The 16,882-nt window shown below is 68.1% G+C and carries 18 protein-coding genes; 11 read left to right on the top strand and 7 right to left on the bottom strand.

The genetic code is table 11. The features are described 5' to 3' along the window. Positions 1 to 44 precede the first annotated feature (44 nt). Together AWC14_RS10495 and AWC14_RS10490 are read left to right on the top strand one after the other, a co-directional pair. Complete coding sequence (locus tag AWC14_RS10495; RefSeq protein ID WP_045374774.1) at positions 45 to 1,061, top strand: AurF N-oxygenase family protein; 1,017 nt, start codon at positions 45 to 47, stop codon at positions 1,059 to 1,061. A 7-nt stretch (positions 1,062 to 1,068) separates the two neighbouring features. After that, on the top strand, positions 1,069 to 2,760 hold the full coding sequence (locus AWC14_RS10490) for an FAD-dependent oxidoreductase (RefSeq protein WP_045374777.1): 1,692 nt from the start codon (positions 1,069 to 1,071) through the stop codon (positions 2,758 to 2,760). Here AWC14_RS10490 and AWC14_RS10485 read toward each other — a convergent pair. Beyond that, entirely contained in the window at positions 2,757 to 3,212 is a 456-nt protein-coding gene (locus tag AWC14_RS10485) for a VOC family protein (RefSeq protein ID WP_045374779.1), read from the bottom strand. The two genes, AWC14_RS10490 and AWC14_RS10485, sit on opposite strands and share 4 nt — an antisense overlap. A gap of 73 nt (positions 3,213 to 3,285) precedes the next feature. Continuing rightward, on the bottom strand, positions 3,286 to 4,416 hold the full coding sequence (locus AWC14_RS10480) for a citrate synthase 2 (RefSeq protein ID WP_045374781.1): 1,131 nt from the start codon (positions 4,414 to 4,416) through the stop codon (positions 3,286 to 3,288). 82 nt (positions 4,417 to 4,498) lie between these two features. Here AWC14_RS10480 and pdxH point away from each other — a divergent pair, with 82 nt between their 5' ends. Genes pdxH through AWC14_RS10465 form a run of 3 tightly spaced genes read left to right on the top strand, consistent with a single transcriptional unit; the run spans position 4,499 to position 7,802 of the window. Next, positions 4,499 to 5,158, top strand: a complete 660-nt coding sequence (gene pdxH / locus AWC14_RS10475; protein WP_045374783.1) for a pyridoxamine 5'-phosphate oxidase — start codon at positions 4,499 to 4,501, stop codon at positions 5,156 to 5,158. Next, complete coding sequence (locus AWC14_RS10470) at positions 5,159 to 6,448, top strand: MFS transporter (protein WP_045374785.1); 1,290 nt, start codon at positions 5,159 to 5,161, stop codon at positions 6,446 to 6,448. Positions 6,449 to 6,506: 58 nt separating this feature from the next. Next, complete coding sequence (locus tag AWC14_RS10465; RefSeq protein ID WP_045374787.1) at positions 6,507 to 7,802, top strand: citrate synthase; 1,296 nt, start codon at positions 6,507 to 6,509, stop codon at positions 7,800 to 7,802. Between the two features lie 46 nt (positions 7,803 to 7,848). Here the strand turns inward: AWC14_RS10465 and AWC14_RS10460 are convergent, their stop codons facing one another. Both AWC14_RS10460 and AWC14_RS10455 read right to left on the bottom strand, forming a co-directional pair. Continuing rightward, entirely contained in the window at positions 7,849 to 9,303 is a 1,455-nt protein-coding gene (locus AWC14_RS10460; protein WP_045374789.1) for a phytoene desaturase family protein, read from the bottom strand. Continuing rightward, positions 9,300 to 9,563 (bottom strand): DUF2630 family protein, encoded by a 264-nt coding sequence (locus AWC14_RS10455; protein ID WP_045374791.1) that lies wholly within the window; start codon positions 9,561 to 9,563, stop codon positions 9,300 to 9,302. Before AWC14_RS10455 ends, AWC14_RS10460 begins: the two co-directional genes overlap by 4 nt. A 35-nt stretch (positions 9,564 to 9,598) precedes the next feature. On the opposite strand from AWC14_RS10455, the gene AWC14_RS10450 reads away from it, so the two are divergent. From AWC14_RS10450 to arfC, 4 genes are read left to right on the top strand one after another with little or no spacing between them, the layout of a single operon-like run. Continuing rightward, positions 9,599 to 9,961, top strand: a complete 363-nt coding sequence (locus tag AWC14_RS10450) for an FKBP-type peptidyl-prolyl cis-trans isomerase (RefSeq protein WP_045374898.1) — start codon at positions 9,599 to 9,601, stop codon at positions 9,959 to 9,961. Positions 9,962 to 10,018: 57 nt separating this feature from the next. Further along, positions 10,019 to 10,663 carry a channel-forming protein ArfA/OmpATb gene (gene arfA / locus AWC14_RS10445; protein WP_057003160.1) on the top strand — a complete coding sequence of 215 codons (645 nt, stop codon included), beginning with the start codon at positions 10,019 to 10,021 and terminating at the stop codon, positions 10,661 to 10,663. A gap of 12 nt (positions 10,664 to 10,675) precedes the next feature. Then, on the top strand, positions 10,676 to 10,828 hold the full coding sequence (arfB, locus tag AWC14_RS28965; protein WP_045374793.1) for a channel accessory protein ArfB: 153 nt from the start codon (positions 10,676 to 10,678) through the stop codon (positions 10,826 to 10,828). Beyond that, positions 10,828 to 10,977: a channel accessory protein ArfC gene (gene arfC / locus AWC14_RS28630; protein WP_156419149.1), complete on the top strand. Its 150-nt coding sequence runs from the start codon at positions 10,828 to 10,830 to the stop codon at positions 10,975 to 10,977. The genes arfB and arfC overlap by 1 nt, the downstream gene beginning before the upstream one ends. Here arfC and AWC14_RS10440 read toward each other — a convergent pair. Both AWC14_RS10440 and prrA read right to left on the bottom strand, forming a co-directional pair. Then, on the bottom strand, positions 10,974 to 12,311 hold the full coding sequence (locus tag AWC14_RS10440; RefSeq protein ID WP_045374795.1) for a sensor histidine kinase: 1,338 nt from the start codon (positions 12,309 to 12,311) through the stop codon (positions 10,974 to 10,976). The two genes, arfC and AWC14_RS10440, sit on opposite strands and share 4 nt — an antisense overlap. A 25-nt stretch (positions 12,312 to 12,336) precedes the next feature. Then, positions 12,337 to 13,038, bottom strand: a complete 702-nt coding sequence (gene prrA / locus AWC14_RS10435; RefSeq protein ID WP_045374797.1) for a two-component system response regulator PrrA — start codon at positions 13,036 to 13,038, stop codon at positions 12,337 to 12,339. Between the two features lie 103 nt (positions 13,039 to 13,141). Between prrA and AWC14_RS10430 the strand changes: the two genes are divergently transcribed. Beyond that, positions 13,142 to 15,025 (top strand): ABC transporter ATP-binding protein, encoded by a 1,884-nt coding sequence (locus tag AWC14_RS10430; protein ID WP_045374800.1) that lies wholly within the window; start codon positions 13,142 to 13,144, stop codon positions 15,023 to 15,025. Continuing rightward, the gene (locus tag AWC14_RS10425; protein ID WP_045374804.1) at positions 15,022 to 15,567 is read left to right on the top strand and encodes an AAA family ATPase; all 546 of its coding nucleotides are present in this window, start codon (positions 15,022 to 15,024) and stop codon (positions 15,565 to 15,567) included. Before AWC14_RS10430 ends, AWC14_RS10425 begins: the two co-directional genes overlap by 4 nt. On the opposite strand, the gene AWC14_RS10420 is transcribed toward AWC14_RS10425, so the two are convergent. Further along, positions 15,527 to 16,780 carry an MFS transporter gene (locus AWC14_RS10420; protein ID WP_045374808.1) on the bottom strand — a complete coding sequence of 418 codons (1,254 nt, stop codon included), beginning with the start codon at positions 16,778 to 16,780 and terminating at the stop codon, positions 15,527 to 15,529. The two genes, AWC14_RS10425 and AWC14_RS10420, sit on opposite strands and share 41 nt — an antisense overlap. Positions 16,781 to 16,882 lie beyond the last annotated feature (102 nt).

Here is a 16,882-nt window from a genome sequence, read left to right as displayed (position 1 = left end):
CTAGACACAAGACGTCCAAATGTAAACCTCATCGGGAGGCTTCGATGGCTCGGACGAAAATCGTGCAGCGCTGGCGCCGCAACATGGAAGTACAAGACGACACAGAGTACGTCGAGATGTTGCGCACGCTCTCCGAGGGGTCTGTCCGGCGCAATTTCAACCCGTACACCGACATCGACTGGAACTCGCCGGAGTTCGCGGTCACCGAGAACGACTCGCGCTGGAAGCTGCCCGCTACCGACCCGCTGGGCCGCCACCCCTGGTACAAGGCGCAGCCTGAAGAGCGTCAGATCAAGATCGGCATGTGGCGCCAGGCGAACGTGGCCAAGGTCGGCCTGCACTTCGAATCGATCCTGATTCGCGGCCTGATGGAGTACGCGTTCTGGGTGCCCAACGGGTCACCGGAGTACCGGTACTGCCTGCACGAAGCGGTCGAAGAGTGCAACCACACCATGATGTTCCAGGAGATGGTGAACCACATCGGCGCCGACGTGCCCGGCATGCCGCGGCTGCTGAAGTGGGTCCAGCCGCTGATCCCGTTGGTTGCCGGCCCGCTGCCCATTCCGTTCTGGTTCGGCATCCTCGCCGGTGAGGAGCCCATCGACCACACGCAGAAGAACATCCTGCGTGAGGGCAAGGAGTTGCACCCGATCATGGAGCGGGTGATGGCCATCCACGTTGCCGAGGAGGCCCGCCACATCTCGTTCGCGCATGAATACCTGCGTAAGCGCTTGCCGCACCTGCCGCGCCGCAAGCGGTTCTGGCTGTCGCTGTACGTGCCGGTCACCATGCGGATCCTCTGCTCGGCAATTGTGGTGCCGCCCAAGGCTTTCTGGCGTGAGTTCGACATTCCGCGCGAGGTCCGCAAGGACGTGTTCTTCCGTTCGCCGGAGTCGCGCCAAATGCTGCGCGACATGTTCGGCGACGTGCGGATGCTCTGCCACGACACCGGCCTGATGAATCCCGTTGCCAAGCTCGTGTGGCGGATCTGCAAGATCAACGGCAAGCCGTCGCGGTACCGCAGCGAGCCGCAGCGCCAGCACCTGACCGCGGTCGCCTAGAGGGTCCATGCCGCACGTCATCACCCAGTCGTGCTGTAACGACGGGTCCTGTGTTTTCGCTTGTCCGGTGAACTGCATTCACCCCACACCGGACGAGCCGGGGTTTGCCACCTCGGAGATGCTCTACATCGACCCGGATGCGTGTGTGGACTGCGGCGCGTGCGTGAGCGCGTGCCCGGTCGGCGCGATCGCGCCCGACACCCGGCTGGATGCCAAGCAGCTGCCCTTCGTCGAGATCAACGCGTCGTTCTACCCGGAGCGGCCGGCCGGTGTGAAGCTGCCGCCGACCTCGAAGCTGGCCCCGGTGATCCCCGCCGCGGAGGTGCGCCAGGACGGGCACCCGCTGACTGTGGCGATCGTCGGCTCCGGGCCCGCGGCGATGTATGCCGCCGACGAGCTGCTCACCCAGCCGCGGGTGCGGGTCAACATGTTCGAAAAGCTGCCGACGCCTTACGGATTGGTGCGTGCCGGCGTGGCGCCCGACCACCAGACCACCAAGCGGGTCACCCGGCTGTTCGACAAGGTCGCCGCCCGGCGGGGTTTCCAGTTCTTCCTCAACGTCGAGATCGGCAAGCACCTGAGCCACGCGGACCTGCTCGCCCACCACCATGCCGTCATCTACGCCAGCGGTGCACCCAACGACCGCCGGCTCGACATCGAGGGAATGGGCTTGCCCGGCACGGGTACCGCTACCGAGGTGGTGGCGTGGTACAACGGCCACCCCGAATTCGCCGATCTGCCAGTGGATCTCGGCCACGAGCGGGTGGTGGTCATCGGCAACGGCAACGTTGCGCTCGACGTGGCCCGCGTGCTCACCGCAGACCCCGACGAACTGGCCCGCACCGACATCTCCGATCACGCGCTGGAAGTGCTGCGCGCGTCACGGGTGCAGGAGGTGGTGATCGCCGCGCGGCGCGGCCCGGCGCACTCGGCGTTCACGCTGCCCGAGCTGATCGGGTTGACCGCCGCCGCCGACGTGGTGCTCGACGCCGAAGACCACGAGCTGGTGCGACGAGACCTGGCCAGCACCACCGATGCCCTGACCCGTCAGAAGCTGGAGATTCTCAGCAAACTCGGCCAGGCCTCGGTTCCGGCGCGACGGCCGCGCATCCGGCTGGCTTACCAGCTGACGCCGGCGCGCGTCCTCGGCCAAGACCGCGTCACCGGGATCGAGTTCACGCTCACCGGGACCGACCAGACCCGTCGGCTCGACGCCGGCCTGGTGCTGACTTCAATCGGCTACCACGGCAAGCGGATTGCCGATCTGCCGTTCGACAACACCGCCGGAGTGGTACCCAACGACGGCGGCCGCGTCGTCGACCCGGACACCGGCCAGCCGGTGACGGGCGCGTATGTCGCCGGGTGGATCAAGCGCGGCCCGACGGGATTCATCGGCACCAACAAGTCCTGCTCGCTGCAAACCGTGCAGGCACTGGTCGCCGACTTCAACAAGGGCCTGCTGTCCGACCCCGCGGCCGGGCCGCGTGCACTGGCCAGGCTGGTGCACGCTCGCCAGCCCGACGTCGTCGACGCGGCCGGATGGCACGCCATCGACGCCGCCGAGGTGGCGCGGGGCGGCGCCGAGGAGCGGCCCCGCGACAAGTTCACCTCGGTCACAGAGATGCTGGCGGCCGCGGCGAGCGCGCCCAAACCCTCGCTGCGGCAACGGCTTACCGACCGGCTGCGGGAATTTGTTTAAGACTGCTCCTGGCCCATTGCCGCTGCGATCTCCTCCATGCTGACCTCGCGAACCGGCTGGCCTAGCGACCAGCGGTGGCCGAACGGGTCCTCGACCGCGCCGTAGCGGTCGCCCCAGAACTGGTCCTCCAATGGCATCACCACGGTGGCGCCCGCGTCCAGCGCCTGCTGGAATTTGGCGTCGACGTCGGTGACGGTCAGGTGGATGGTGACCGGGGTGCCGCCCAGCGCCTTCGGGGTCATCGACTTGCCGCCGTTCACCTCCGGAAAGTCGTCGGCGAGCATCACCAGAAAACCGTTGATCCGCACCGCGGCGTGGATCAGCTTGCCGTCGGCGCGGGGCACCCGGCCCAGCTCCTCGGCGTCAAATGCCTTGACGTAGAAGTCGATCGCCGCTGCGGCGTTGTCGACGACAAGGTGCGGGGACAGTGCAGGTTCGACGGCTATCGCCATGGTGGCCTCCTCGGGTCATAGGGTCAGACACCGGTATAGACCACCCCACCGACAAAAAGTAATCAGTCAGGCGTCACGCCGTGCGAACTTGGTCCCACCCCTCGACGGATTCCGGGCTGCGCGGCTCCGGGCCGACGTAGATGGCCGACGGGCGCACCAACTTGCCCAGCTTCTTCTGCTCGAGAATGTGCGCACACCAACCCGCGGTGCGTCCACAGGTGAACATCGCCGGCATCATCTTGGCGGGCACCCGCGCGAAGTCCAGAATCACGGCGGCCCAGAACTCGACATTGGTCTCGATGGCGCGGTCCGGGCGTCGCTCCCGCAGTTCGGTCAGCGCCGCCTGCTCCAACGCCTTGGCGACCTCGTAGCGAGGTGCGCCCAGCCGTTCGGCCGTCGCCCGCAGCACCCGCGCCCGCGGGTCCTCGGCGCGGTACACGCGGTGCCCGAAGCCCATCAGCTTCTCGCCGCGGTCCAAGATGCCCTTGACCAATCCGCGCGCGTCGCCGGTGCGTTCGACCTCTTCGAGCATCGGCAGCACGCGCGCGGGGGCACCGCCGTGCAGCGGGCCGCTCATGGCACCGATCGCCCCGGACAGCGCCGCGGCCACGTCGGCGCCCGTGGACGCGATCACCCGGGCGGTGAACGTCGACGCGTTCATTCCGTGTTCGGCGGCCGAAACCCAGTAGGCGTCGACGGCCTCGACGTGGCGTGGATCGGGTTCGCCCTGCCATCGGGTCATGAAACGCGCTGTGACCGTGGGACATTCGTCGATGATCCGCTGCGGCACCGCGGGCTGGTAGATGCCGCGGGCGGACTGGGCGACATAGGACAGCGCCATCACAGACGCCCGGGCCAGCTGCTCGCGGGCGGTGGAATCGTCGATGTCGAGCAGCGGCTGATAACCCCAGATCGGCGCCAGCATCGCCAGACCCGCCTGCACGTCCACCCGCACGTCGCCGCTGTGGATCGGCAGCGGGAACGGCTCGGCCGGCGGCAGCCCGTGGCCGAACTTGCCGTCGACCAGCAAAGCCCAGGCGTCGCCGAACGTGACCCGCCGGCTCACCAAGTCCTCGATGTCCACCCCTCGGTAGCGCAGCGCGCCGCCGTCCTTGTCCGGCTCGGCGATCTCGGTGGTGAAGGCCACCACTCCGTCGAGGCCGGAGACGAAATTCTCCGGGATATTGTCCGGGATCACAGTCATGGCTGAATTCTCGCACGCCGGTCCCGGCCCGTCGCTACCGGTCGGTAACGAACGACGGCCCGCCGGTAGTAGCGTTGGCGCGGTGGCCGGACCAGACAACGAGCACCTGGCAGCAATGCGTGTGGAGTACGGCTCCGTCGAGAAGGACGGCAGCCCCGACCTCGACACCGATTGGCTGGCCGACGGTTGGGTTGCCCTGTTGCGCAAGTGGATTCGCGATGCCGAAGACGCCGGCGTCGCCGAGCCCAACGCGTTCGTGTTGGCTACCGTCGCGGCCGGGAGACCGGTCAGCCGCTCGGTGCTGTGCAAGAGCATCGACGAGCGCGGAATCACCTTCTACACCAACTACGACTCGGCCAAGGGGGCGGAGCTGGCCGCCACTCCCTACGCGTCGGCGACCTTCCCGTGGTATCTGCTGGGCCGGCAGTTCCATATCCGCGGCCCGGTGACCAAGGTCGATCCGCAGGAGACCCAGGAGTACTGGTCGAGGCGACCGCGCGGCTCGCAGCTGGGCGCGTGGGCGTCGCACCAGTCGCGGCCGATCGCGTCGCGGGCGGCGTTACTCGAGCAACTCGCCGAGGTGACCGCCCGCTTCGCTGACACCGAGCACATCCCGGTCCCGCCGAACTGGGGCGGCTACCGCATCGCGCCCGAGGTGGTCGAGTTCTGGCAGGGCCGGGAAAACCGGGTACACAACAGGATTCGCGTTGTAGACGGCCGTATCGAGCGCCTGCAGCCTTAGATGCGGAGGCTGGTTGCGGATACCACGCCGCTGCGCAACGGCGACTTCCGGCGGCTGTGGTTGGCCGGGATTGTCACGGTCGTCGGCGCCAACCTGACGATCTTCGCCGTCCCGGTCCAGATCTACGCGCTCACCCGCAACTCGGGCTACGTCGGGCTCGCCGGCGTCTTCGCGCTGGTGCCGCTGATCGTGTTCGGTCTGCTGGGCGGCGCCTGGGCCGACGCGATGGACCGGCGGGTTCTGCTGATCATCGCCTCGTGCGGGCTGGCGGTCGCGTCGCTGCTGCTGTGGCTGCAGGCCGCGCTGGGACTCGACGACGTGTGGGTGGTGCTGTGCCTGCTGGCGCTGCAACAGGCGTTCTACGCGATCAACTCGCCCGCCCGCTCGGCGGCCATCCCGCGGATGCTGCCCGGCCATCAATTGCCCGCCGCCAACGCGCTGAACATGACCGTGACCGGGTTCGGCGCGATCGTTGGCCCCCTGCTGGCCGGGGTGATGCTCAGCTGGGTCAACTTGTCGGCGCTGTACCTGATCGACGCGCTGACCTGTCTGGCGCCGCTCTGGGCGACGTTCCGGCTGGCGCCCATGCCGGTGGCCCAGCAGGCCGGCGGGCCGTCGGCTTGGGGTTTCGCGGCGGTCCTGGACGGCTTCCGCTACCTGGCCGGCAACACGGTGGTGTTGATGTCCTTCGTCGTCGACCTGATCGCGATGGTGCTGGGCATGCCGCGGGCGTTGTTCCCGCAGATGGCGCATGAGAGCTTCGGCGGGCCCGTCGAGGGCGGCACCACGATGGCGTTGCTGGCCGCGACGATGTCGGTCGGCGTCGTCGTCGGCGGGGTGTTCTCCGGCTGGTTGCCGCGGATCCGGCGGCACGGCTTGGCCGTCGTCGTCGCGATCGCGCTGTGGGGCGCGGCGATGGTCGGCTTCGGCTCGGTGAGCGGGGCGGCGCACCGCAGGGCCGGGCCGCTGTTGTGGGCGGCGCTGGCGTTCATGGCGCTCGGCGGTGTGGCGGACAGCGCCTCGGCGGCCTTGCGGCAGACGATCCTGCAGGAGGCCGCCTCCGACGAGCTGCGCGGCCGATTGCAGGGGGTGTTCATCGTGGTCGTCGCGGGTGGACCGCGGCTGGGCGACGCCGTGCACGGTGCCGCCGCGGCGGTGGTCGGGACGACGGCGGCGGCCGCCGGCGGCGGCGCCCTGGTGGTGGTCGGGATGGCAATCGCCGCGCTGGCCGCGCCCGGGTTCGTCCGCTACCGCAGGCCAGCACCCCGGTCAGGCGCGCCGCGCCGATAGCGACTACCTTCAGCTATACGCAACCTAGGCAGCATCAGCAGAGCGCAAAGGGGTTCTTGTGGCCGCAACCGACGACACCGCCACTCTCAAATACCCGGGTGGTGAGTTGGACCTGGAGATCGTCCACGCCAGCGAGGGAGCCGACGGGATCGCGCTCGGCTCGCTGCTCTCCAAGACCGGATACACCACCTTCGACAGCGGCTTCATGAATACCGCGTCGACCAAGAGCGCCATCACCTACATCGACGGCGACGCCGGCATCCTGCGCTACCGCGGCTACCCGATCGAGCAGCTTGCCGAGAAGTCGACGTTTCTCGAGGTGAGCTATCTGCTGATCTACGGCGAGCTGCCGACCAAGGACCAGCTCGTCGAGTTCACCCGGCAAATCCAGCGGCACACCATGCTGCACGAGGATCTCAAGCGGTTCTTCGACGGCTTCCCCCGCAACGCCCACCCGATGCCGGTGCTGTCCAGCGTGGTCAACGCGTTGAGCGCCTACTACCAGGATTCGCTGGACCCGATGGACAACGACCAGGTGGAGCTGTCCACGATCCGGCTGCTGGCCAAGTTGCCCACCATCGCCGCCTACGCGTTCAAGAAGTCCGTCGGTCAGCCGTTCCTGTACCCGGACAACTCGATGACGCTGGTGGAGAACTTCCTGCGGATGACGTTCGGGCTGCCGGCCGAGCCCTACCAGCCGGACCCCGAGGTAGTACGGGCGCTCGACATGCTGTTCATCCTGCACGCCGACCACGAGCAGAACTGTTCGACGTCGACCGTGCGGCTGGTCGGCTCGTCGCGGGCCAACCTGTTCACCTCGATCTCCGGCGGCATCAACGCGCTGTGGGGCCCGCTGCACGGCGGCGCCAACCAGGCGGTGCTGGAGATGCTCGAGCAGATCCGGGAAAGCGACGATGACGTCCGCGAGTTCGTCCGCAAGGTCAAGAACCGCGAAGAAGGCGTCAAGCTGATGGGATTCGGCCACCGGGTCTACAAGAACTACGACCCGCGGGCGCGCATCGTCAAAGAACAGGCCGACAAGATCCTGGCCAAGCTCGGCGGCGACGACGACCTGCTGACAATCGCCAAGGAACTCGAAGAAGCGGCCCTGACCGACGACTACTTCATCGAGCGCAAGCTCTACCCCAACGTCGACTTCTACACCGGGCTGATCTACCGGGCGCTGGGCTTCCCCACCCGGATGTTCACCGTGTTGTTTGCGCTCGGCCGGCTGCCCGGCTGGATCGCGCACTGGCGGGAGATGCACGACGAAGGCGATTCCAAGATCGGACGGCCCCGTCAGATCTACACCGGCTACACCGAGCGCAGCTACGCCACCATCGATTCCCGGTAGTCGTCGAGCGTGGGCTTGTGTTACGCGAATTCGCTTGGGGCGTGCATTAAGTCCACATTCGGCGCGAGTCAAGAACAGCCATCGCGGCGTTGTGACCGCCGATGCCCGACACCGCCCCGCCGCGGCGCGCACCAGAGCCGCACAGCAGGATCCGCGGGTGCGCGGTGGCCACACCCCATTGCCGCGCCGGGGTGTCCAGCGGATCGTCGTCGTCGGCGAACGGCCAGCTCAATCCGCCGTGAAAGATGTTGCCGCCGGGCATGTTCAGGGCATGTTCGAGATCGCGGGTGGTAATGGTTTCGACGCAGGGCCGGCCGTTGACGTCGTTCATCAACACGTCCTGAATAGGTTCGGCCAGAACGGAATTCAGCGATGCCAGGACGGCCTCGGCGTGGTTGCCGGGCAATCCGTGCGGCGTGTGCAGGCCGAACACGGTCAGGGTGTGCGCGCCGGACTCGCGCAGCGCCGGCGACAAGATGCTCGGGTCGGTCAACGAATGGCAATAGATCTCACACGGCAGCGGATCGGGTAACCGTCCCGCGGCCGCTTGCGAATACGCCGCGTCCAGTTGCGTCCAGCTCTCGTTGACGTGCAGCGTGCCGGTGAACGCCCGCTCGGGTGTCACGCTGTCGTCGCGCAGCCGCGGCAGCCGTCGCACCAGCATGTTGACTTTGACCTGCGCGCCGGAGGCGCTCGCCGGCCGCGGCTCGCCGAGCAAATCGGCCAGCACCGCCGGGGCGACGCCGGCCAGCACGAACCGGCCCTGGACCACACACTCGTCGTCGCCGCGGCGATACCGCACCTCACCGTCCGGATCCACCGCGTAAACGTCTGCGCCCGTGACGATTTCGGCGCCGCAGCCTGTTGCCGCGGCGGCCAGGCCCGCCGTCACCGCACCTATCCCGCCGACCGGGACCCGCCACGGGCCGCCGAGCAGGTGATAGAGGAAGCAGACGTTCTGCTGCAGCGACGGGTCGTCGAGCCGGGCGAAGGTGCCGATCAGCGCGTCCGTGGCGACCAGCCCGCGCACCAGGTTGTCGCTCAGGGCGTCGGCGATCGCGTGACCGATCGGCTGCTCGATCATCGCCTGCCAGGCCGCGGCCGCGCCGGCATCGCGCGCAACCAGACGGCGTGCCGCCTGCCGGGTGCGCAGCGGCTCCAGCAGCGTCGGCCAGAGCGCCTCCGTCACCAGCCGACAGCGCCGATAGAACTCACGGACATCGGCGGACTCGCTGACCGGGGGATACGACGAGTAGCGGCGCGGCGCCAACCGCACCGCTGCGCCCAGGTCGTCGACGATGCGCGACGGCAGCAGGCTGACCAGATAGGCGTATCGCGACAGCCGGGCGTCCACACCGTCGAAGACCTGCGCCGACACGGCCGCCCCGCCGACCTGCCCGAGCCGCTCGAGCAGCCGCACCCGCAGCCCGGCCCGGGCCAGGTACGCCGCCGCGACCAGGCCGTTGTGCCCGCCGCCGACGACAACCGCGTCGTGGCTCAGCGCAGGTAACCCTCGACCTGGTCGGGCGGGCGCACCGACGCCTCGCGCGGATCACTGCCGGTGTCGCGCAGCGCCCGACGCTGCCGCAGCAGATCCCAGCACTGGTCGAGCTCGGCCTCCACTACCCGCAACCGTTCGCGCTCCTGCGACGCGCTGATGTCGCCGTGCTGCAGTTGCTCACGCAGCGCCTTCTCCTCGGCGACAAGGTCGTGGATACGTGCCAGGGCATCTGTGTCGGTCGGTTTTCTCTCCTCTGCCACGTGTCCAGTCTGCACCCATCAGTAGGGTGGGCCCGGTGACGCAGAAACCAGAGATCGACTTCCCGACCGGCCCGGCCCCCACCGAACTCGTCATCAAAGACCTGGTGATCGGCGACGGCCCCGAAGCCGTGCCCGGCGGCACCGTCGAGGTGCACTACGTCGGCGTGGAATACGACACCGGCGAAGAGTTCGACAGCTCGTGGGGCCGCGGCGAATCCATCGAGTTTCCGCTGCGCGGCCTCATCCAGGGCTGGCAGGACGGTATTCCCGGAATGAAAGTGGGCGGCCGGCGTCAACTGGTGATCCCGCCCGCACAGGCCTATGGGCCGGCCGGCTCGGGCCACCAACTGTCAGGCAAGACGCTGATCTTCGTCATCGATCTACTCGCCACTCGGTAGGCCGCTGCCTTAGGCTCAAGTCGCGCGGCGGCACGAGACTCGATGACGGAGGGGCCCATGGCGGATTCCGACGACGCAGCCGAAACCACGCAATGGCGGCCAGCTGCCAAGTTTTACCGGCGACCTCTCGGTGTGCCCTGGCTGATCGCCCTGGTGGTAATTCCGCTGTTGCTGGGCGCAATCGGCTACGGGCTGTCGGAACGAACCCGGTCGCAGGCCAACGGACCCACCGGTGCATTTCCGACGCTGGCGCCGCCCACGTCGGCGGGCGCCTCGGCGCCGGCGCCGACCATTCCGCCGATATCGTTAGCGCCGGCGTCAATCACCCGCAACGGCAAGGACATTACGCTGCGCGGCGACTTTCCCGACGAGAAAGCCAAGAGGGCGCTGCTCGACGCAGTGATCGCATCGGTGGGCTCGGAAGCCAACGTCATCGACAACCTCGGCATCAACCCGGACATCAACGCGCTCGACTTCTCCGATGCCGGACCGGTTTTCAATGCCGCGGCATCGATTCCCAATTTCAGCCTCTCAGTCGCCGGCGACACCATCACACTGACCGGCACTGCCGCATCGATGGATCAGGCCGACGCCATTCTGCAGGCTGCCGACGACGCCTGGCCCAACCTGAACATCGACAACCAGATCGAAGTGAGCGGGCCCATCACGCCCACCGCGCCACCCGGCCCACCAGGTCGTTAAGGAGAATCCGACATGGACTTCGTCATCCAATGGTTGTGGTACCTGCTGGCATTCGTGGTGGGCTCGGCAGTGGCATGGGCGATCACCGTGGCATCGATTCGGCGCACAAACGAAGAGGAAGCCCTGGCTGACCTGCCCGGCTCGCGCGAGATAGGAGCGCGCTGATGCACGACCCGAACTGGTGGCTGATGGCGCTGTCTTTTGTGCTCGGATTGGTGCTGACGTTCGCGCTGATGGTGCGGCGGGTGAAACGCGAAGTGCCGGTAAGCAGTTCGAACCCCGAGGCCGCCGAGAAGAGCGACGACGCGTCCTAACTGGGCGCAGGCAAGCGCAGCAGCAGCCGCACCCCGCCCAGCGGGCTGTCCTCCAACGACGCTGTCCCGCCGTGTAAGTGGGCCTGCTGGGCTACCAGCGCCAGCCCCAACCCCGAGCCGGAATGCGAGGCCGTCGACCCGCGGGAGAACCGCTCGAACACCACCTGCCGCTCGTGCTCGGGCACTCCGCTTCCGTTGTCGTCGACGGCGATTTCCACTCCTTCGCGGGAACTGACCGCGGACAGCTGAACCCGGCTGGCGCCACCATGTTTGACGGCGTTGGCGATCGCGTTGTCGACCGCAAGGCGCAACCCGGCCGGCAACCCCACGATGATGCAGGTCGGTGACGGCACCAGCGACACGTCGAGGTTGGGATAGATCCGCATGGCGTCGTGGGCGGCGCGGTCGAGCAGCTCGGTGATGTCAACCGGCACATGGTCTTCCGATGTCGACAGTTCGCCCTGGGCCAGCCGTTCCAAAGCGGACAGCGTGGATTCGATCCGCGATTGGGTGCGGACCACGTCGTTGAGTACTTCCTTGCGCTGGTCGTCGGGCAGGTCCAGGGTGGACAGCACTTCGAGGTTGGTGCGCATCGCGGTCAGCGGCGTGCGCAGCTCGTGCGCCGACACCGACGCGAAGTCACGCGCCGACGCCAGCGCCTCCTTGGTGCGGTCCTGTTCCTTCCAGATGCGCTGGAGCATGCCTCGCATCGCCTCGGCGATCTCGACTGCTTCGCTGGCACCGCGGACCGCCACCGTTGGCCGCTCATCGGCATCGATCGAGCGAGCTTGCTGCGCCAGCTGTTTGAACGGCCGCACCGCGAGTGCGGCCAGCAGCCAAGCGAATACCGCCGCCGCGCCGATGGAGAGTGCGCAGATCAGGATCACCCGGCGATGCAGATTGTTCGTCTGGGTGATGGTGTCGTCGTAAGTGGCCCCGACTTCCACGGTCGTCGGATGCGGCGCTGGGATTTCGACGGTCCGCACGCGGTAGCGCACGCCGTCGACATACGTATCGGCGTAGCCCTCGCCGAGTTCGGGCAACGTGACATCTGAATTGGACTTGACCTGGCCGTCGCGGCGGACCGTGATGACGGTGTCCTGATCGTTGGGTGAATGAGGTATTTCGTCGAGCCCGCGCGGCAGGAACGGGATGGCGAAACCCGCTGCCTCATCGAGTCGGCGATCCAGCCGCTCCTTCCAGGCGTTGGTGATGCCGAACCACACGACGGCGCCCGCGATGAGCACCACTATCGAGGTCCCGATGGCCGTCGCGACCGCCACCCGGGTACGCAGCGACGGCGTACGGGTCAGGATCCGGGACAAGACATTCATGGTTTCCCATCACCGCGAGCGCAGCTCACTGCATGCGCAGCACGAATCCCACTCCTCGAACGGTGTGCAGCAGCCGGGGAGCCCCGTTGGCCTCCAGCTTGCGCCGCAGGTAGCCGATGAACACGTCGACCACGTTGGTGTCGGCGGCAAAGTCGTAGCCCCACACCAGCTCCAGCAGTTGCGCGCGGGACAGCACCGCGGTCTTGTGCTCGGCCAGCACCGCGAGCAAATCGAACTCCCGCTTGGTCAGGTCGACGTCCACGCCGTTGACCCGGGCCCGCCGGCCCGGGATGTCGACCTCCAGCGGGCCGACCGTGATGGTTTCCGACGACGACGTCGCAGTCGATCCGCGGCGGCGCAGCAGCGCCTTGACCCGCGCCACCAGCTCGGCCAGCACGAACGGCTTGACCAGGTAGTCGTCGGCGCCGGCCTCCAGGCCCATCACCCGGTCGTCGACCGAGCTGCGCGCCGACAGGACGCAGACGGGAACGTCGTTGTCCATGGCGCGCAGCGCGGTGACCACGCTGACGCCGTCCAGCACGGGCATGTTGATGTCCAGCACAATCGCGTCGGGCCGGGTCTCGGTGGCACTGCGCAGCGCCTCGGCGCCGTCGACCGCGGTCGACACCTCGAATCCGGACAGCCGCAGCCCGCGCTCCAGCGACGCGAGCACGTCGGAGTCGTCGTCGACCACCAAAACCCGGGGTGAGGTCACACCAGTGTCCATGCGCCCATCTTGCCTGATCGAACGGCGTGGCGGTGGGAGGAGCCGCCCGGGCTTCGGCGCGTCGGTTGACCTCATCCTTTGTTGAGGTTTTACCGTGAAGCCCGTGAATATGGAATCGGTCGCCAGCCGCGCGCTGTACCGGCAGATGCACGCGCGGTCGGGCGAGCTTCGCTCGCTGGTGGGGCGTGGCCTCGTCGGCCGGATCTGGCGCTTCTCCGGGCGGCATCACCGCAGGTTGGGCGCATTTGTCGGGGTCAGCGTGGCCAGCGCGCTGCTGACCGTGGCCACCCCGATGCTGGCCGGCAAGGTGGTCGACCAGATCGTGGCGGGCTCATCGACCGCAGCGGTCGTGCTGCTGGCGGCCGTCATCGCGCTGGTGGCGGTTGCCGAGGCCGCGGTGTCACTGGTCACCCGGTGGCTGTCGTCGACCATCGGCGAGGGTCTGATCCTGGATCTGCGGACCGCGGTGTACGACCACGTGCAGCGGATGCCGGTGGCGTTTTTCACCCGCACCCGTACGGGGGCATTGGTCAGCCGGCTCGGCAACGACGTGATGGGAGCCCAGCGGGCCTTTTCCGACACGCTGTCCGGCGTGGTGTCCAACCTGGTCACGCTGACGCTGACGCTGGTGGTGATGGCCGGGATCTCCTGGCAGATCACGGCGTTGTCGCTGCTGCTGGTGCCGCTGTTCGTGGTGCCGGCGCGGCGGATCGGCACCACGATGGCGCGGCTGAGCCGGGAACGCGCCGTGTACAACGCGACGATGAACAGCCAAATGACCGAGCGGTTCTCCGCGCCGGGCGCCACCCTGGTCAAGCTGTTCGGTGACCCGCAGCGCGAGTCGCACGAGTTCGCGCTGCGCGCCGGGCGGGTGCGCGATATCGGGGTGCGATCGTCGATGTTGCAGTCGGTGTTCATGAATTCCCTGACGCTGATGTCGACGCTGGCGTTGGCCTTGGTGTACGGGCTGGGCGGGGTGCTGGCGATCGGCGGTCATCTGCAGGCCGGGGCAATCGTCTCGCTGGCGCTGCTGCTGACCCGGCTGTACGCACCGCTGACCGCGCTGGTCAACGCCCGCGTCGAGATCGCCAGTGCGCTGGTCAGCTTCGAGCGGGTCTTCGAGGTACTGGATTTGCAGCCGCTGATCGTCGAGCGAGCTGACGCCGTGCCGGTGCCCGCCGGTCCCGTCTCGGTGGTCTTCGACGACGTGCGATTCGGCTACCCGTCGGCCGACAAGGTGTCGCTGGCCTCGCTGGAAGAGGTCGCGGTGCTCGACGGTCGCGGGGGAGACGAAGTGCTGCACGGGATTTCGTTCACCGCAGAGCCGGGACAGATGGTGGCGCTGGTCGGGTCGTCCGGGGCCGGCAAGTCGACGATCGCCGCTCTGCTGGCCCGGCTCTACGACGTGGACTCCGGTGCGGTGCGGCTGGCCGGGGTCGACGTGCGCGACCTGACCACCGCGTCGCTGCGCCAGACGGTCGGCCTGGTCACCCAGGACGGCCACCTGTTCCACGAGCCGATCCGGTCGAACCTGCAACTGGCTGCGCCCGACGCCTCCGACGACGCGCTGTGGGCGGCGCTGCGGCGCGCCCGGCTGGCCGACGTCGTCGCCGAGATGCCCGACGGGCTGGACACCGTGGTGGGGGAGCGCGGCTATCGTCTGTCGGGCGGTCAGCGGCAGCGGCTGACGATCGCCCGGCTGCTGCTGGGCCAGTCGCGGGTGGTCGTGCTGGACGAGGCGACGGCGTCCCTGGATTCGGCGTCGGAAGCCGCTGTGCAGCAGGCGCTTTCAGAGGCGCTGGCGGGCCGGACGTCGATCGTCATCGCACACCGGCTGTCCACCGTGCGGGCAGCCGACCAGATCCTGGTCGTGGAAGGCGGCCGGATCGTGGAGCGCGGCACGCATGACCAACTGCTGGCTCGTGGCGGGCGCTACGCCGAGCTGTATCTAACTCAATTCGGCGGCGCCGACGAGGCCGCGGCATGAGCCGCTCCGGGCAGGTGGTCGTCGTGACCGGCCCGCCCGGCTCCGGAAAGTCCACGGTCGCAGAGGTTCTCGCCACGTCGGCACAGCGGCCGACCGTGCACATGCTCACCGACACGTTCTATCGCTGGATCCGGACCGGCTATATCGCGCCCTACCTCGAGGAGGCGGCCCAGCAGAACGAGGTCGTCATCGGGGTCATCGCCGAGGCCGCCGCCCGGTACGCGACCGGAGACTACGACGTCATCCTCGACGGGATCGTGGGCCCGTGGTTTCTCGACAAGCTGCACAGCGTCCTTCGACGGCATGAGATAGCGACGTCGTATGTGGTGCTGCGGCCTCGGCTGGATGTTGCGCTCTCCAGGGCCAGCGGTCGCGGCGCCGACGAATTGACTCTCCCCGAGCCGATTTCGCAACTAAATGCACAATTCGGCGACCTCGTGGAACTCGAGCGCCATGTCGTCGACTCCAGTGACCGGACCGTCGAGCAGACCGTGGCCCAGATCACGGATGGCTTGGCGCGCAACGACTATCTGCTGCCTTAGCGGGGACGTCGGCGCCGCGCAGCGAGGACGCAAAACCGAACCAGATGACCAACGACCCCAACGACAGGCCGCCCAGCATCAAAAAAGCCGTTGGGAATCCCAGATGTTGGGCGACGAACCCGCCCAGCGCCGGGCTGAGCGCACCGCCGAGGCCCTGCGCGGCCATGATGGCGCCCTGCCCCACGTTGACGTGGCCGGTGCCGGCGAGGATGCGAGCCACCAGACCCGGCACGGCCACGGACAGCATGCCGGCGCCGACGCCGTCGAGCACCTGCACCGGAATAATGCCCCAGGTGGTGATCACACCGGCCGCGACCAGCGCGCGGATGGGCAGTGCGCTGAACGCGATCACGATGGCCACCCAGTACCCGCGGGTCTGGGCGATGCGCGTGGCGGCCAGCGCCGCCACGATCATGACGGCCTGAGCCACCACCACCGTGGTCGCCACCGTGGTGAATGGGTTGGTGTGCGTGGCGACGACGGCCAACCCGTACAGCGGCAGCATCGCCGCGTTGCCCAGCCAGAACAGCATCACCGCGGCGGCCAGCGCCAGCAGTGGCCGCGACTCGAGCAACACCCGCAGCCGCTTGACCGGCGCGCGATCGCCGGGCGGCGCCTCGCCGCGGGCCACGTGGTGGTCGATGTGATCGGCCGGCACCGCCAGCACGGCGCCGATCGTCACCGCGGCGAACCCCGCGGCCAGCCAGAACACCCCGGCGTAGCCGAAGAGCCAGCCCAGCAGCCCGGACAGCGCGGCGCCAATCATGTTGCCTGCGTGGTTATAAGCCTGGTTGCGGCCGTTCTGCGCGGTGAACCCCGCTTGACCCACGACGCCGAGCGTGATGCCGATTACCGCCGGCGCGATGGTCGCCCCGGAGATGCACATCACTGACTGCGCGGCGGCAACGACCCAGAAACTCCCTGAGCCGAGAATGACGGCCGACGCCGCCACCGCGGCCAGACCAACGACGATGACGCAGGCCCGCTTTCGGGTGGTGGCGTCGACCAGCGCGCCTGCCGGGGCGACCGTACACATGCCGACGATGGCGCCCAGGGTGATGACCGCGCCGATGGCGCTGGTGCTCCAGCCGCGCCCGGCCAGCAGAACGCCCAGAAACGGCCCCATGCCGGCCTCCATGTCGGCCATGAAGAAGTTGACCGCTTGCAGCGCGGCCCGATCTCGTGTCGTGACCGCCGAGTCTTGGGTAGTCATCGATTGAATGTTGAGGGATGCGCCCGGGCGGCCGCAACGCCGCTGGATCTCGACATCGGAGCGCAGGAAATATATGCACTAGGTCACAAGTTCCTCAGCGTG

Source organism: Mycobacterium kyorinense (genome assembly GCF_002101735.1).
Lineage (GTDB): Bacteria > Actinomycetota > Actinomycetes > Mycobacteriales > Mycobacteriaceae > Mycobacterium > Mycobacterium kyorinense.
The sequence above is the reverse complement of the archived record's forward strand: the minus strand, read 5'-3'. Positions and strand labels throughout refer to the sequence as shown.

Excerpts from the sequence above, each read along its gene's own strand:
- AWC14_RS10495 (WP_045374774.1), top strand. The coding sequence starts at position 45 with ATGGCTCGGACGAAAATCGTGCAGCGCTGGCGCCGCAACATGGAAGTA.
- AWC14_RS10490 (WP_045374777.1), top strand. The coding sequence starts at position 1,069 with ATGCCGCACGTCATCACCCAGTCGTGCTGTAACGACGGGTCCTGTGTT.
- AWC14_RS10485 (WP_045374779.1), bottom strand. The coding sequence starts at position 3,212 with ATGGCGATAGCCGTCGAACCTGCACTGTCCCCGCACCTTGTCGTCGAC.
- AWC14_RS10480 (WP_045374781.1), bottom strand. The coding sequence starts at position 4,416 with ATGACTGTGATCCCGGACAATATCCCGGAGAATTTCGTCTCCGGCCTC.
- AWC14_RS10470 (WP_045374785.1), top strand. The coding sequence starts at position 5,159 with ATGCGGAGGCTGGTTGCGGATACCACGCCGCTGCGCAACGGCGACTTC.
- arfA (WP_057003160.1), top strand. The coding sequence starts at position 10,019 with ATGGCGGATTCCGACGACGCAGCCGAAACCACGCAATGGCGGCCAGCT.
- arfB (WP_045374793.1), top strand. The coding sequence starts at position 10,676 with ATGGACTTCGTCATCCAATGGTTGTGGTACCTGCTGGCATTCGTGGTG.
- arfC (WP_156419149.1), top strand. The coding sequence starts at position 10,828 with ATGCACGACCCGAACTGGTGGCTGATGGCGCTGTCTTTTGTGCTCGGA.
- AWC14_RS10440 (WP_045374795.1), bottom strand. The coding sequence starts at position 12,311 with ATGAATGTCTTGTCCCGGATCCTGACCCGTACGCCGTCGCTGCGTACC.
- prrA (WP_045374797.1), bottom strand. The coding sequence starts at position 13,038 with ATGGACACTGGTGTGACCTCACCCCGGGTTTTGGTGGTCGACGACGAC.
- AWC14_RS10425 (WP_045374804.1), top strand. The coding sequence starts at position 15,022 with ATGAGCCGCTCCGGGCAGGTGGTCGTCGTGACCGGCCCGCCCGGCTCC.
- AWC14_RS10420 (WP_045374808.1), bottom strand. The coding sequence starts at position 16,780 with ATGACTACCCAAGACTCGGCGGTCACGACACGAGATCGGGCCGCGCTG.